Source organism: Microcoleus sp. FACHB-672, from assembly GCF_014695725.1.
Lineage (GTDB): Bacteria > Cyanobacteriota > Cyanobacteriia > Cyanobacteriales > Oscillatoriaceae > FACHB-68.
The window spans coordinates 137,642-153,112 of record NZ_JACJOU010000012.1; the positions used below are offsets into that span (position 1 = coordinate 137,642).

Here is a 15,471-nt window from a genome sequence, read left to right on the forward strand (position 1 = left end):
AGCTGCTTCTTTTAAATAAAAAAATATAAATCTTATTAGGAATTTATAAAATCTATATAAATTTGTAAAATTTACTCAAAAAATGATAAATAGCTCCTAAAAAGAAAAGAGCAAAGAAAATTGAAATTATTCAACTATTTTTTCATTTTACAAATTTCATCGTAGTAGAGGGGAAAGTCGGGGATGGACAGCTCAATGGTCGATCTTCTATGGCTTATAGTTAGTAGCAGCCTGATTTTTTTAATGCAGGCTGGATTTTTATGCCTGGAATGTGGGCTGACGCGCAGCAAAAATAATATTAATGTTGCAATTAAAAATTTAACCAATTTCGGCGTTTCTGCTATCCTGTTTTGGGCGTTCGGATATGCCCTGATGTTTGGCCACTCCTGGGGCGGTTGGATAGGCACAATCGGCATTATCCCAAATATCGGGATGAATGAAAGTTCAGCCGGGATGAGGGAGACAGCCTTTTTTGTCTTTCAATTAATGTTCTGCTCAACCGCAGTGACGCTAATTTTTGGGGCAGTCGCAGAACGAATGCGCTTTAATAGCTATATCTTAATGGCGGCGATCGTTTCAGGTTTTATCTATCCCGTATTTGGCCACTGGATCTGGAATGGTGCCGATGTGGGCAAATCTGCAGGGTGGCTAGCCAATTTAGGCTTCGTCGATTTTGCCGGCTCAACCGTCGTTCACAGCCTTGGCGGCTGGATTTCCCTCGCCACCGTTCTAATTATTGGCCCCCGTATGGGCCGGTTTCCCAAAAATCAACCGCCCAGAAAAATTGCCGGTGCCAACGTTCCCCTCGCAATGCTGGGAACCCTGCTGTTGTGGTTTGGTTGGTTTGGCTTCAACGGCGGCAGCACCTTCGCCTTTAATGAACGCGTCCCCATCATCATCCTTAACACCGTGCTTGCCGGCGCAGCCGGTCAGATTACAGCCCTTTTTGCCGGTTATTTCAAATACCGGCGTGCCGATGTTAACTCAGTTATAAACGGTTCGTTAGCCGGCTTAGTCGCCATCACCGCCAGCTGCAACGTCATTAGCACCGGCTCAGCCGTGATTATCGGCGCAGTCGGTGCCATCGTCATGCTAGCAACCGAATCCTTACTCGAACGCCTCAAAATTGATGATGCAGTGGGCGTAATTCCCGTTCATTTAGGAGGCGGCATTTGGGGAACCCTAGCCGTTGCCTTATTTGGCCAAACCCAGCTTTTGGGCACAGGACTCAACCGTTTTGGGCAAATTCAAATTCAACTTCTCGGCATTCTTGCCTGTTTTCTCTGGGCATTTGGCCTGAGTTTTATGCTGCTGCGGCTGATTAATCGCTTTTTACCACTGCGCGTCACCCGCACCCAAGAACGCATTGGACTTAATATTTCCGAACATGGCGCTAAAACCGATTTGTTAGAACTTTATATGGTTATGGACCGGCAATCAAAAACAGGCGATTTAAGTTTGAGAGTGCCGGTGGAACCCTTCACAGAAGTTGGCCAGATAGCCAGCCGGTATAACCGCGTTATAGAAGCTCTAGAAGGCGAGATTGCCCGCACAGAAGCCATTGTTAAAAGCTCAATGGACGGGATTATTACCTTTTCTCAACAAGGGCAAATCCTCAGCTTAAACCCCGCTGCTGAGAATATATTTGGCTATAAAGAAAGCGAAATTAGAGAGCAATCTATCGTTCAACTGTTAGGAACACAGCCAGAAGCAGCAGAAATCGAAAATAGCAAAACTTTTCCCTTTTTAATTTTCAACGTTCCCTTCTCAACTTTAGGACGGCGGGCAGATGGTTCAACTTTTTACATGGAAGTTATCATGACCGAATCAATCGAGAAGCAGAAAAAATCCTCTGAAAAAAGTCGAGAACAAATTACTCAAACCTTCTACACCGGCACATTTCGAGATATCACCGAGCGCAAGCAAGCAGAAGATGAAATCCGTCTTTTGCAAACCATGATGCAAGCAATTAATGAAGCTCCAGATTTTCACTCAGCCTTAGGTGTGACGCTGACAAAAGTCTGTGAAGCAACAGGTTGGAATTATGGAGAAGCTTGGGTTCCTGCATCTGGGAGGACAGTGCTAGAATGCAGTCCGGCATGGTACAGCAATACCGAAAGATTACAAGAATTCAGATCCCTGACTGAAGGGCTAACATTTCCTCCCGGCATTTGGTTGCCTGGGCGAATTTGGCTGTCACAGCAGCCGGAATGGATTCCCGATGTTTCTACCCAAGAAGAAACCATATTTTTACGCGCTCCTTTGGCGCAAATAGTTGGGCTTAAATGCGCTCTCGGCGTTCCCATTATTGCGGATAGCCAAGTTGTGGCGATTCTGATTTTCTTTATGTTTGCTTCTCGCGAACAGAATAGACGATTGGTTGAGTTGGTTTTAGCCGTAGCAACACAGTTAGGAACAGTCATTCAACGCAAACAAGCCGTGGAGGCACTCAAACAAGCTGAAGCGAAATATCGCAGCATTTTTGAAAATGCGGTTGATGGAATTTTTCAAACAACGCCAGAGGGGCGATATTTAAGCGCAAATCCGGCACTCGCACGGCTTTATGGTTATTCCTCGCCGGCAGAATTGATGGCTCAACTCACAGACATTGATCGGCAGCTCTATGTACAGCCCAACCGCCGTGCAGAATTCATAGCACAAATGGCAGAAAATGAGGCTGTTTTTGGGTTTAAATCTGAGGTTTATCGCACAGACGGCAGCATCATTTGGGTTTCTGAAAACGCCCGTGTAGTGCGCGATGAGACCGGCAATATCCTCTACTATGAAGGCATGGTTGAAGATATCACCGAGCGCAAACTGGCAGCAGAAGAGTTACGCAAGGCAAAGGAAGCCGCAGAAGAGGCTAACCGCGCCAAAAGTACGTTTCTGGCGAACATGAGTCATGAGCTGCGAACTCCGCTAAATGCGATTATTGGCTATAGTGAAATGCTGCAAGAAGAAGCCGAAGATTTTGGCTATGCAGATATCGTCCCAGATTTAGAGAAAATTCGGGCAGCCGGCAAACATCAACTTAATTTAATTAATGACATTCTCGATATTTCCAAAATTGAAGCCGGTCGGATGGAGCTTTATTTGGAACCCTTTGACATAGGGGGATTAATTACTGAAGTTGCCGCCACAATTCAGCCAGTTGTCGAGAAAAATAACAATAACTTAAACGTACAATGCGACCGTAAAATTGGCATCATGCACGCCGATATGACTAAAGTACGACAGATCCTTTTTAACCTCCTAAGCAACGCCGCTAAATTCACGGAAAACGGTACAATTTCCATTTCAGTAACCAGAGAATTGGCAACACCGAATTCCCAATCTTTGATCGTTATTAGCGTCCGAGACACCGGCATCGGCATGACTCCAGAACAGGTTGAAAAAGTGTTTCAACCCTTTACTCAAGCCGACGCCTCCACCACGCGCAAATACGGCGGCACCGGCTTGGGATTGGCAATTACGCGCCACTTTTGCCAGATGATGGGGGGCGAGATTAATGTAGAAAGCGAAGTGGGAGTTGGTTCGACTTTCACCGTGCACCTGCCGGCACAGATGACAGATGCCGGTGCCCAAAAAGTCATAGTGGAGAGGGAGGGAGAGGGGGAGAAAGGGAAACGGGGAGAATCGCTTTCTGTCAACAGTGAACTCCCAACACGCCCTTTGGTGCTGGTGATTGACGACGATCCAGCCGTGTGCGATTTGATTGAACGCCGGCTGTTAAAAGAAGGCTTTCACATTGAGACAGCCGCCACCGGCGAGATCGGGTTGCAGCTGGCAAAAGAACTGCACCCAGCCGCGATCATACTGGATGTGCTGATGCAGGGAATGAATGGCTGGGCAGTGCTGGCAACCCTCACCGCTGATCCGGATCTGGCAGATGTGCCGGTGATTGTTGCCACGATTATGGATCATAAAAATCTTGGCTTTGCCTTGGGTGCTTCGGATTTTTTGACCAAACCGATCGACCGCAATCGCCTTCTCAGTTTATTACGCAAATACCGGCAAGATCGTGCCGGTCAAATTCTCATTGTTGAAGATGATGCCGTCACCCGTGAAATGCTGCGACGGATGTTACAAAGAGAGGGTTGGAATGTCACGGAAGCAGAAAATGGACGCGCAGCTTTAGATCGTGTTGCTGAAAATTGTCCAGACTTAATTTTGTTGGATTTAATGATGCCCCAGATGGATGGGTTTGAGGTGATTACTGAATTACGCAATAATCCCCAGACACGAACCCTTCCCATTGTGGTTGTTACGGCAATGGATTTAACGCCGGCAGATTATCAGTTTCTCAATGGTTGTGTAGAGCAAATTCTCCAAAAAGGATCACACACCAGTGAGGAACTGCTGCATCAAGTTCGTGATCTGCTCATGGCAAGCTTGCCCGATCAAACGTGAAGATTAAAACACAAGAAAAGGAAAAGAAACTTAAATTTGTTACCTTTTCTGTTTTTGAATTAATTTTTTCCTACAGCTAAGCCGATAATTCTTTAACATGAGGCGTTGCACTTGTTAACAACCGGGTAATGCCGGTGTAGCAAAGCTTGTTGTTCACAGCACGGCGAAGGCGCTTAAGATTATTGCAAACAGCCGGCGCTGATACTTATGGAAAGTGAAAGCGTTTTGGGCTATTGGTAGGGAAAGTAGAGCCATGAAATTCCAGCTTCCGCATGACTTGGCAGGGGTGTCAAGAGCTTGTTTGATTCTAGCCGCCGTTTGGGCATTCTATCAGTTAGAACAACAGCGATTTTGTCAAGGAAATTATAAATTAAAACTTCAGTATCACAAAAGCTCTCGCGCTCGGCTGGAAAGTGCCTTAGACTCACCGCAATTTCTGACGCCCAGTTTGGCTGCTTGTATTTCCGCTTACGCGCTTCAGTGGGTAGTAAAAATGCCAAACTTCAACAGCTTGAGCTTAGTGCCGGCTCAGTGGTGGCAAATTGGGGGTGGGTTGCTGCTATTGTCCACCGGCATTCTTGTCTACATTCTTGTGCGCTATGTGAAACAACTGACAGCACAAGCGGTGTCGAACTCCGAAGAAAAGTTCTCCAAAGCCTTTCTTGCCAGTCCCGACGCCATCACAATCAGCACCCTTAAAGAAGGGCGTTTTATTGAAGTGAATAACAGTTTCCTGCGAATCACCGGCTACAACCGGCAAGAAATCATAGGTTACACCTCAGCAGAGCGTAACATCTGGGCCAATCCAGATCAACGTGCCCAAATGCTGCAACTTTTTCAAGAAACCGGCGCTGTTGCTAACCAGGAAATCGAAGTTCGCAAAAAAGCCGGTGAAATTGGAGTGGGACTGATTTCCGCAGAAATTATCAACTTGGGCGGACAAAAATGCCTGCTTACAATCACGCGCGACATCACCGAACGCAAGCAAGCAGAACAAGCGTTAAAAATGTCCGAGACAAATTACCGGGCGATTTTTGACAGCGCCACTGACGCAATTGTGGTTCATGATTGGGAAACCGGCAGGATACTCGATGTCAACCAGAAAATGTGCGAGCTTTTCGGCTATAGCGCTGAAGAAGCCCGCAGCCTCAATTTGGATGTTTTAAGTGCCGATCAACCCCCCTACACCAAAAAACGAGCGCGGCAGTGGGTGATTAAAGCAGCAGCCGGTCAACCCCAGCTATTTGAATGGCTGTGTCAAGACAAAGCCGGCCAGCCGATCTGGGTAGAAGTCAACCTCAAACGGGTTCCCCTGAAAGGAAAAGATCGGTTGCTGGCAATCGTGCGCGACATCTCGGAACGCAAATGGACAGAACAGGCATTGCGAAATATTGCTGAAGGCGTTTCGGCAGCAACGGGAGAGGCATTTTTCCGCTCTTTAGTTCAATATCTAGCCAAAACTCTGGAGGTAGAGTGGGCTTTTATCGGTCAGTTAGATAAACAAAGCACCATAGTCGAAACGATCGCCGTATGCGCTCACGGTGAGATTGCTGATAATTTCAAGTACAGTTTGCCCTATACCCCCTGCGAAAACGTCGTGGGAAAACACCTGTGTTGCTATCCCCAAGGCGTTCAACAGGAATTTCCTTTAGATCAATTACTCGTTGAAATGGGAGTTGAGGGGTATATGGGAGCGCCTCTGTTTAATAGTGCCGGCTCTCCACTGGGCATCTTAGTCGTACTCAGTGCGAAACCCCTATCAAACACCCAACTCGCTGCCTCTATGCTGCGAATTTTTGCCATGCGTGCTGCCTCCGAATTGGAACGCAAGCAAGCCGAGGAACACCTGCAACGGGCCAAAGAAGTTGCGGAAGCTGCCAACACTGCCAAGAGCAAGTTTCTCGCCAACATCAGCCACGAGTTGCGAACACCGCTTAATGCGATCATCGGCTACAGCGAGATGCTTCAAGAAGACGTTGAGGATGCGGGAAATGTAGAGTTCGTTCCGGACTTACAGAAGATTCACGCTGCCGGCAAACACTTGCTTGCCTTAATTAACGACATCCTTGATATCTCGAAAATCGAGGCCGGCAAGATGGAACTTTGCCTAGAAACGTTTAATATCGAAGCTTTAATTGATGAGGTTGTCAGCACTGCCGGCCCGCTGATCGAGAAAAATAGTAACACGGTAGAAATTTTGGGGTTAGACACTCAAGGCGAGGGATCACCTCAAGCAGCCACCATGCACGCCGATCTCACAAAAGTGCGGCAAATACTTTTAAACTTGCTAAGCAATGCCGCCAAATTCACCGAAGGTGGCCGAATTACGCTGACAGTGACTCGTGAAGAGAAACATGGATCGGGGGAATTGGAAGTTGTGAACCCTGAATCTTTGATCGTTTTTAGTGTCCGAGACACCGGCATCGGCATGAGTTCAGAACAGGTGGAAAAAGTGTTTCAACCCTTTACGCAAGCCGACGCCTCCACCACACGTAAATATGGCGGCACCGGCTTGGGATTGGCAATTACGCGCCACTTTTGCCAGATGATGGGGGGCGAGATTAATGTAGAAAGCGAAGTGGGAGTTGGTTCGACTTTCACCGTGCGCTTGCCGGCACAAGTAATCGATCTCGCTGCTGTGTCTGTCCCTGTTGAGCGTTTGAGAGGAGGAGACGGGGAAACGGGGAAACCGATAGAAACGCTTTCTGTCAACAGTGAACCCTCATCACTCCCCTTGGTACTGGTGATTGATGATGATCCAGCCGTGCGTGATTTACTGGAGCGTCATTTAGTTAAACAGGGGTTTGGCATTGCCAGTGCCGGCAGCGGCAAGGACGGGTTACAGTTAGCCAAAGCCCTGCGTCCTGCCGCCATCACCCTCGATGTTATGATGCCCGATATGGATGGGTGGGCGGTGTTGGCAGCGCTCAAATCCGATCCCGAAGTTGCAGATATTCCGGTGATTGTGCTGACAATTGCGGACAACCAAAAGATTGGCTTCGCTTTAGGGGCGTCAGATTATTTAACCAAGCCGGTTGAATATAAGCGTCTAGTTGACTTGTTAAAGCGATATGGACGTTTGCACAGTAGTGCCGGCAGTGCCGGTCAAATTTTGATGATCACTGGCGACACGATGCAAAGGCAGATGCTGCGGAACCTACTAGAAAAAGAAGGATGGAGTGTCACTGAAGCCGAAAGTGGAAGTGACGCAGTCGGCTTGCTTGCTCAGAGCCAGCCAAACTTAATCTTATTAGACCTGATGCTGCCGAAGATGGACGGATTTCAGTTCATCACAGAAGTCCGCCGCACTCTAGCCGGACGATCCGTGCCGGTTGTGGTGCTAACGGCGATGGAACTCACGCCGGTAGAACGGCAGTACCTCACCGAAAACGTCGAGCTAATTCTTCAAAAAGGAGCTTGCAGCTACGAAGATTTGTTGGGCGAAGTTCGCGATTTATTAACCACCAGCATTGATCGCAGAGGGCAGTAGTCATTAACCAGAAGAATTGAAAATTAAGACTTAAGAATTGCGAAAGCTATTGTTCATACTTCTGGCTGCTCTTGCAACTGCTAATAGGTAAACGAAAGATGACTAAAATTTTGCTGGTCGAAGATAACGAGATGAATCGCGATATGCTTTCGCGGCGTCTGATTCGTAAAGGGTACGAAGTTGTAATCGCGACAGATGGTGCTCAAGGTGTGGAAATGGCCAAATCTGAAGCTCCCGACTTGATTTTGATGGATATGGGGTTGCCGGTGTTGGACGGTTGGCAGGCAACCCAGCAAATTAAAGCAGTCCCGACAACCCGGGCGATTCCAGTAATTGCCTTAACAGCTCACGCAATAGCCGGTGATCGGGAAAAGTGTTTGGAAGCCGGCTGCGACGATTATGACACCAAACCCGTGGAATTTGTCCGGCTTTTAGGCAAAATAGAGACACTTCTGGACAAAGCAGCCAAAGCATGACACAACAGAAAGAAGTAAAAAGCGAGAACCTAGGACGTTCTTGATTTGCCGGCCTTTGGAACCGCACTTATGCCTCTAGGCAAGCGAGACGTACAAAAAACAAGTGGGGTATCTCAACGGCTGCTCTCTTTTTTTCTATCTCATGGAGTGCGATTACCAAAACAATGGAGGACAGTAAACTCACGATTTTTGCCAATGCTAAAGGTTTTACATTCACGCCAGCGAGTGACACAATAAGTTAGACCGATTCGCGCTCGTACTTGCATGGAAAACGGAGAGCTGCCGATGTAGAAATTTTTCATATTTTAACTTGTTATAACGGCTCATTTTCTTCACTTTTATTTAAAAATATGAAAATATTAAACGAAATCAAGTTAAATCGAAATAATAGTAGTTAACTCAAATCTTTTTAGAATTTATAGTTTTATGTTTTAAACAATTATGAAAGTTTTATTGAGTAACTATCTTTGTATTGGAGATTTTAATTATTAAAAGAGATAATAATGGAGAAATTGATAAAACAGGAAAAAATAAAACGCCCTGGCAAATACTGGATCTTTTAATTTTCAAATTTTTTTTGTCTTGACAGCGCTGAGTCGATTAAATGGTTTAAAGGAAATGCTTGCTGTACCAAGCGATTCTCCCACACGCTCTCTAAAATCGAAGCTTGATCAACCTCATGACAGGAAAACCCTTTGTAATCTCACAAACCCTTAAGTAAGCTGCCGGCAACACTCACTGCTCTCCCAGCTAAGGAGGCCAAACCGCAAAACGCAAACATCACGGACAGAACACTTATGCCGCGCATCCAGCTAGTTCAAGATATAAATAGAAATCCGATTTTTCTGCAAGCGCGGGGACAACCTGATCCTGGATGCCCAGCGATCAGTGCCACCCAAGGCATTCCCGCGTCGCTAAAGATTCAGGCGCTCAAAAACAAAGAGGCCATGCCATGACCCTCGACCAAGCTGCCGTGCTGGTAGTTGATGATATTGAAGCGAACCGCGATTTGCTCGGACGCCGGTTAAAACGGCATGGTTATACCGTAACCGTTGCCGAAGATGGCTCTCAAGCGCTAGAGCTGATGCAAGCACAGCCGTTCGACTTGGTACTCCTCGACATCATGATGCCAAAAATGAACGGCTATCAGGTGCTTGAGCAGCTCAAAGCAGACTCCTCCCTGCGGCATATTCCAGTGATTATGATCTCGGCAGTGGACGACCTAGATAGTGTCGTCAAGTGCATTGAGTTGGGGGCAGAAGACTACTTAACCAAGCCTTTCAACCCCGTATTGCTCAAAGCCCGCATTAGCGCCTGTCTGGAAAAGAAACGCTTGCGCGATCAAGAACAAGCTTTTTTAAAACAATTGCAAGCTGAACAGGAAAAATCTGAACGCCTGCTGCTCAACATCTTGCCCAAACCCATTGCCGAAAAGCTGAAACAGGGTTGGAATACGATTGCCGACAGCTTTGCCGAGGTGACTGTTTTATTTGCCGACATTGTTGACTTTACAAAGCTTTCAGCTCAAGTATCTCCGACAGACCTGGTTAACTTACTCAACGATATTTTTTCAACATTTGACCGACTGGCTGAACAACACGGCTTAGAGAAAATCAAAACAATTGGGGACGCTTATATGGTAGTCGGTGGGCTGCCGGTGCCCAGCGCTAATCACGCCCTCGCGATTGCTGAAATGGCGCTGGATATGCAGGACGCTATCGCTCAATTTAACACCCAGCGCGAACAACCCTTTAGTATCCGCATCGGAATCAACACCGGACCCGTCGTTGCCGGCGTAATTGGTACTCACAAATTCACTTACGATTTATGGGGTGACACCGTTAACATTGCCAGCCGCATGGAATCACAGGGAATTATCGGCAAAATTCAGGTGACATCTGCCACTTATGAGCGACTCCGTGAGCGTTATAAATTTGAGGATCGCGGTTTAATTGATGTCAAGGGTAAAGGAGAGATGAGGACGTATTTGCTCCTCGACAGACAATCGTAGAAGCTAGAGACTAGGAACTGGAGACTAGAGACTAGAGACTAAAGACAGGGTGCAGCCAACTGGGGATTTGGGGAAAGTTTTAATGATTAACCCTCAGCTACGCTTATTACGCTGCTATGAGCCACAAAAGGCATAGCCAAATAGTGATACTGACAACCTTCTTTGAAACAGCACTCGAATGATTCATCATCTACTGAAGCGTCAATTGAAAAAACTTGGCATCCGAGAGGCGTCCCCACCTCAGGATGCCGAAGTATGGCAGCAATTTTTAATGTCGGTGAGTCGCACTTACACCCAAACTGACCAACAGCGCTGTATGCTGGCCCACTCGCTAGCCAGTACCTGCGGCCAGATGCACGAGCTTTACATAAATTTACGGCAATCCCATGATGCAAGAATAGCGGCAGAACGGAACCAGCTGAGGGCAGTGATCAGTTCCTTGGGGGCCGGTTTGTGCCTGCTTGATCCCGCTGGCTGCTTGCAGTCAATTAATCCAGAAGGCGAACGTCTTCTAGGGTGGCTAGAATCTGAATTAATCGGCAAACACTTTTTAGAATTGGTAGAAACGCCATCACTTTTGTCTGTACAAGACGCGCCTGAGTGCGCCCCAGGAATATTACCTTCAGGGTCAATCTGTGGTGGTAGCCGAGAAGGATGTTTTCAGCGTCGGGACGGCACAATGTTGCCGGTGTCTTATGTATTGAATCCAATCGTTGAGAATGGTGTGCCGGTGGGGGCAGTTCTCGTATTTTTTGACATTACAGAGCGCAAACGAGCGGAAATCTCACTGACCCGAAGCGAAGCTAACAATCGTGCTCTCGTTAATGCGATTCCAGATTTAATGTTTCGCCTCAACAAAGAGGGCACGTTTCTAGACTTTAAAGCTGCGAAAGGAACTAATTTTTCCCTATTGATAGAACGAGAATTTTTAGGGAAAAATGTGTGGGGAGTTTTGCCACCGGCAGTCGCCCAAGCGTGTGTCCACTATGGGGAGCAAGCTTTGGCAACGGGTGAGGTACAAATCTTTGAATATCAGTTACTACTAAATGGTTACCGCTGCGATTATGAGGCTCGAATTGTGGTGAGTGGAGAAGCGGAAGTTCTGGCGATTGTGCGTGATATGAGTGAGCGCAAACTAGCAGAGGAAGCACTTCTGCAAAGTGAGGAAAAGTATCGCTCTGTGGTTGATAACATCAAGGAGGTGATTTTTCAAACTGATGCATTGGGTTTTTTCACCTTTCTCAACCCAGCGTGGACAGAAATCACCGGCTACACACGCCAAGAAAGTATTGGCACTCATTTCTTTAATTACGTTCACCCACACGATCATCAACAACGGCAAGAATATTTCCAGGAGCCGATTGAATTTCAAGACGACTGCTGCCGCGAGCAAATGCGCTATTTAACAAAAGACGGCGGGGTTCGTTGGATTGAGGTGAATACCCAATTTATTCGAGATCAGGAAAACCGGCTGACTGGGACCTTCGGAACGCTCAATGACATTACAGATCGCAAGCAGGCAGAAGAGTCTTTGCAGTATCGCATTGAGTTTGAACAATTGCTCACCACGCTATCAACGAATTTTATTAATTTAGCCCCAGATGAAATGGACACCGGCATCAATCACGCTCTCGAAGTGATTGGCACCTTTGCCGGTGTGGATCGTAGTTATATTTTTCAATTCAAAGATGACAAAATTCACCTTGATAATACCCACGAGTGGTGCGCTGCCGGCATTCAATCGCAAATATCTGCTTTGCAAGAAGTGCCGATAGCAGCGTTGCCGTGGTTGATGACAAAACTCCGCCAATTTGAGAACATTTATATTCCCCGAGTGAACGATTTGCCGGCTGAAGCGACTGCTGAAAAAGAACATTTGCTTGAGCAAAGTATTCAATCACTGATCGCGGTGCCAATGGTTTGTGGTCGATCTTTAATGGGATTTGTCGGATTTGATTCGGTGGTGTCGGAAAAAACTTGGCCGCAAGAAAGCATTGCGCTGCTTAAAATGGTTGCGGAAATGCTCGCCAATGCCCTACAGCGCCAGTGTACTGAAGCACAATTACAACAGGCTAAAGAAGTCGCCGTCCGCGAAGCGGCGCGAAGTGCAGCCGCAAATCAAGCGAAAAGCGTATTTCTGGCTAATATTAGTCATGAACTCCGCACGCCGCTAAATGCGATTATCGGCTATAGCGAGATGCTGCAAGAAGAAGCCGAGGATTTAGGCTATGGGGAGATTAACCCGGATTTGGAAAAAATTCGAGGTGCCGGCAACCATTTACTCGCTTTAATTAACGATATTCTTGATATTTCTAAGATTGAAGCCGGTCGAATGAATCTTTATGTGGAAACCATCGATCTTCCCACCTTGGTTGAAAATGTGGTGAACACAATTCAGCCGCTTGTCGAGAAAAATAATAACACCCTAGAAATTTTGTGTGATGCCGGCTTAATGATGCACGCCGATCTCACCAAGGTGCGCCAGATCCTTTTAAACCTGCTCAGCAATGCTGCTAAATTTACCGAAAACGGCACAATTACTTTAACGGTTAGCAGCAACCAAAAGCCAGAGCGTGAGGGGGATTCTACCATTGCTTCCCTCACTCCTTCAACTGCTCTTCCACTGAGCAGCCAGCACAAGGCATTTGTGACTTTCACTGTCGCTGATACCGGCATCGGCATCCCCCCAGAGCAGTTACAGACTATCTTTGAGGCGTTCACACAAGCAGATCCATCCACCACACGCAAGTATGGCGGCACCGGCTTGGGGTTGGCTATCAGCCAGCGCTTCTGTCACATGATGGGTGGCGAAATTACTGTTACCAGTGAGGTGGATGTTGGCTCAACTTTTACAGTTTACCTGCCGGCTGAGGTGAGCGACCGGAAAACTGTCCCCCAGTGAGCGAAGCAATGGGTTAAAAATCGGAAAGTTTCATAAAATTTCTAACCACCTTGGCATAAAATGCTATTTCAAATTGGCTAAAAAAATAAATTGATGATGATTGCCGGCGCGAAATAAGACGTGCAGCCTGAGAAAAGGACGAAGGTCACTGTCACGTCTGTAACAAGCTTTAGAGCTGACAACTCTATCATATCCTTCCCAAAAATGCCGGCAAAAGAGATGGAACTGAAAATTTATCAAAAAGCAAAAGAATTGTGAAGATATCTCAAAAAATTGGACTATAACATTGTCCTTAAAACGCCCAACAAATTTAAGTTTCCTAATGCCGGCTCATTAGAACCCGTATTCACAACTGGAAAATTTTTGGCAATAAGCGTGTTTGCCATTTCAAACTTGTAAAGAAGTACAAACGCAATCATCTTACCTTACAAAACTTAATGAAACTCCTCATCAGTAATGACGACGGCATCTTTGCTCCTGGCATCCGCACTCTTGCCGACACGCTTGCAGCCGCCGGCCATGAAGTGACCGTAGTCTGCCCAGATCGAGAGCGCTCAGCGACCGGCCACGGCCTTACCTTGCATCAACCGATCCGTGCTGAAGTTGTAGAGTCGGTTTTTCACCCCACGATCAAAGCTTGGTCATGTTCTGGAACACCTGCCGACTGCGTCAAGTTAGCTTTATGGGCATTACTCGAAAGCCCTCCAGATTTGGTGCTCTCTGGCATCAACCAGGGCCAAAACTTGGGAAGTGATATTCTGTACTCCGGCACCGTTTCAGCAGCAATGGAAGGGCTTTTAGAAGGCATTCCGAGCATCGCTTTCAGTCTGGTGAGCTACACCACCCACAGCTTTGAACCGGCAGCGAATTTCGCAGTTGCCTTAGTAGCTCAGCTTGCCGAACAGCCCCTGCCCTCACTGATGCTGCTCAATGTCAACATCCCACCTGTCGGGCAAGAAGAAATTGCCGGTGTTGCCCTCACCCGTTTAGGAGTGCGTCGGTACATTGATATTTTCCAGAAGCGGGTTGATCCGCGCGGAAAAACTTATTACTGGCTAGCCGGTGAGGTTGTTGAAGAAATTGAAGCAAGCGCCAATCCCGATCTTCCCGAACAGTTACCGACCGACGTGCGGAAAATTCGCGACAACTACATCACAATTACCCCACTGCATTACAATCTCACAGACTTTACAGGACTTCAAACCTTGCAATCATGGAAATTTCCCTGGACAATTTCCCAAACAAAAGCCCTAGAGTGAATAGCCACTGTACGAAGAGTGAAACAACCAGAGTAGACTAGAAATTAGGTAGGGCAACCTTCACGGGTCAACAGCCCGCTTCTGCCCTCGCTTATGTTGGTTTAGCCAACCGCAGACATCGACAGGGCTTGCCGACAGGCAAACGAACCCCAAACGAACGCATCGGTTTAATTCTGCCGCGTTCTGCTCAGTCTCCAGAAAGAATTCCCAAATGTCCCCTTAACGCTGACATTTGGGCGCTTCTTCACAGCGCATAGGTGAGTGGAGATGATTGTCATCTCAAAGCCGGCTGGCTTATAGAAACTCACCCCCGTTTCAACTCCGTGCTTGGCCGATCACTGAGATCCACTGCCGGCTTTCAGCAAGCGCCAAAAATCAAATCATGTTTTGGGAAAGCGGGAAATACGAATGAACGCTCACACCTTTGATAGTCACTCTGTCACTTGCCCGATTTGCAATCGCACTGGCACCATTCAGTCTGGGTTAATGTTCGGGGGTTTGTATACCTGTCCTTACTGTCAGGAACGTTTGGTGATTAGTTGGAGCGGCCATTACGTGCGAGACCCCTTCACGTTACAACAGCTTGCGGTTGGGCGGATGCTGCGCCGGCAGAGCCGGCCTCTGGCACGGGTTCTGCGCGATGTCGGACTCGCAAAACGTCCGTCTCTCGTGGGTGTTTTGGCCACTGCGGTTGTGGTTGGGATTACTGTGGCCGCCCTAGAAGGCTGGATTCCTGATCGCAATCTCTTTCAGGGACTGATAAACCACGTAACAGAGGTTGTCGAGTCTAAGACTCAGTAAGGAGAAGACAGGATTTTTGCTTTTGGCTTTTACTTTTTAGGATTGAGTTTTTATATCTAGACTGCGAAGTTCAGCGGCGCTCGACTGGCAAGAAAACAAGGAAATTTTTCACCATTCTAAAT

The 15,471-nt window shown here is 47.2% G+C and carries 8 protein-coding genes; all 8 read left to right on the forward strand.

The window, feature by feature from the left end; all coding sequences use genetic code 11:
* The first annotated feature begins 183 nt into the window (after positions 1–183).
* Positions 184–4,410 (forward strand): ammonium transporter, encoded by a 4,227-nt coding sequence (gene amt, locus H6F56_RS26200; RefSeq protein ID WP_242031901.1) that lies wholly within the window; start codon positions 184–186, stop codon positions 4,408–4,410.
* A 253-nt stretch (positions 4,411–4,663) separates the two neighbouring features.
* Positions 4,664–7,900, forward strand: coding sequence for a PAS domain S-box protein (locus H6F56_RS07250; RefSeq protein WP_190666297.1), 3,237 nt, complete (start codon positions 4,664–4,666; stop codon positions 7,898–7,900).
* 98 nt (positions 7,901–7,998) lie between these two features.
* Positions 7,999–8,376, forward strand: coding sequence for a response regulator (locus tag H6F56_RS07255; protein ID WP_190666299.1), 378 nt, complete (start codon positions 7,999–8,001; stop codon positions 8,374–8,376).
* Positions 8,377–9,173: 797 nt separating this feature from the next.
* Entirely contained in the window at positions 9,174–9,332 is a 159-nt protein-coding gene (locus tag H6F56_RS07260; RefSeq protein WP_190666301.1) for a hypothetical protein, read from the forward strand.
* On the forward strand, positions 9,329–10,387 hold the full coding sequence (locus H6F56_RS07265; protein ID WP_190666304.1) for an adenylate/guanylate cyclase domain-containing protein: 1,059 nt from the start codon (positions 9,329–9,331) through the stop codon (positions 10,385–10,387). Before H6F56_RS07260 ends, H6F56_RS07265 begins: the two co-directional genes overlap by 4 nt.
* 178 nt (positions 10,388–10,565) lie before the next feature.
* On the forward strand, positions 10,566–13,289 hold the full coding sequence (locus H6F56_RS07270) for a PAS domain S-box protein (RefSeq protein WP_190666306.1): 2,724 nt from the start codon (positions 10,566–10,568) through the stop codon (positions 13,287–13,289).
* 437 nt (positions 13,290–13,726) lie between these two features.
* On the forward strand, positions 13,727–14,548 hold the full coding sequence (gene surE / locus H6F56_RS07275; RefSeq protein WP_190666308.1) for a 5'/3'-nucleotidase SurE: 822 nt from the start codon (positions 13,727–13,729) through the stop codon (positions 14,546–14,548).
* A 408-nt stretch (positions 14,549–14,956) separates the two neighbouring features.
* Positions 14,957–15,349: a hypothetical protein gene (locus tag H6F56_RS07280; protein ID WP_190666310.1), complete on the forward strand. Its 393-nt coding sequence runs from the start codon at positions 14,957–14,959 to the stop codon at positions 15,347–15,349.
* Positions 15,350–15,471: the final 122 nt, after the last annotated feature.

What these genes read in the sequence shown, in the direction of transcription:
- H6F56_RS07265 (WP_190666304.1), top strand. Translation starts at nt 9,329, where the DNA reads ATGACCCTCGACCAAGCTGCCGTGCTGGTAGTTGATGATATTGAAGCG.
- amt (WP_242031901.1), top strand. Translation starts at nt 184, where the DNA reads ATGGACAGCTCAATGGTCGATCTTCTATGGCTTATAGTTAGTAGCAGC.
- H6F56_RS07255 (WP_190666299.1), top strand. Translation starts at nt 7,999, where the DNA reads ATGACTAAAATTTTGCTGGTCGAAGATAACGAGATGAATCGCGATATG.
- H6F56_RS07270 (WP_190666306.1), top strand. Translation starts at nt 10,566, where the DNA reads ATGATTCATCATCTACTGAAGCGTCAATTGAAAAAACTTGGCATCCGA.
- H6F56_RS07280 (WP_190666310.1), top strand. Translation starts at nt 14,957, where the DNA reads ATGAACGCTCACACCTTTGATAGTCACTCTGTCACTTGCCCGATTTGC.
- H6F56_RS07250 (WP_190666297.1), top strand. Translation starts at nt 4,664, where the DNA reads ATGAAATTCCAGCTTCCGCATGACTTGGCAGGGGTGTCAAGAGCTTGT.
- surE (WP_190666308.1), top strand. Translation starts at nt 13,727, where the DNA reads ATGAAACTCCTCATCAGTAATGACGACGGCATCTTTGCTCCTGGCATC.
- H6F56_RS07260 (WP_190666301.1), top strand. Translation starts at nt 9,174, where the DNA reads ATGCCGCGCATCCAGCTAGTTCAAGATATAAATAGAAATCCGATTTTT.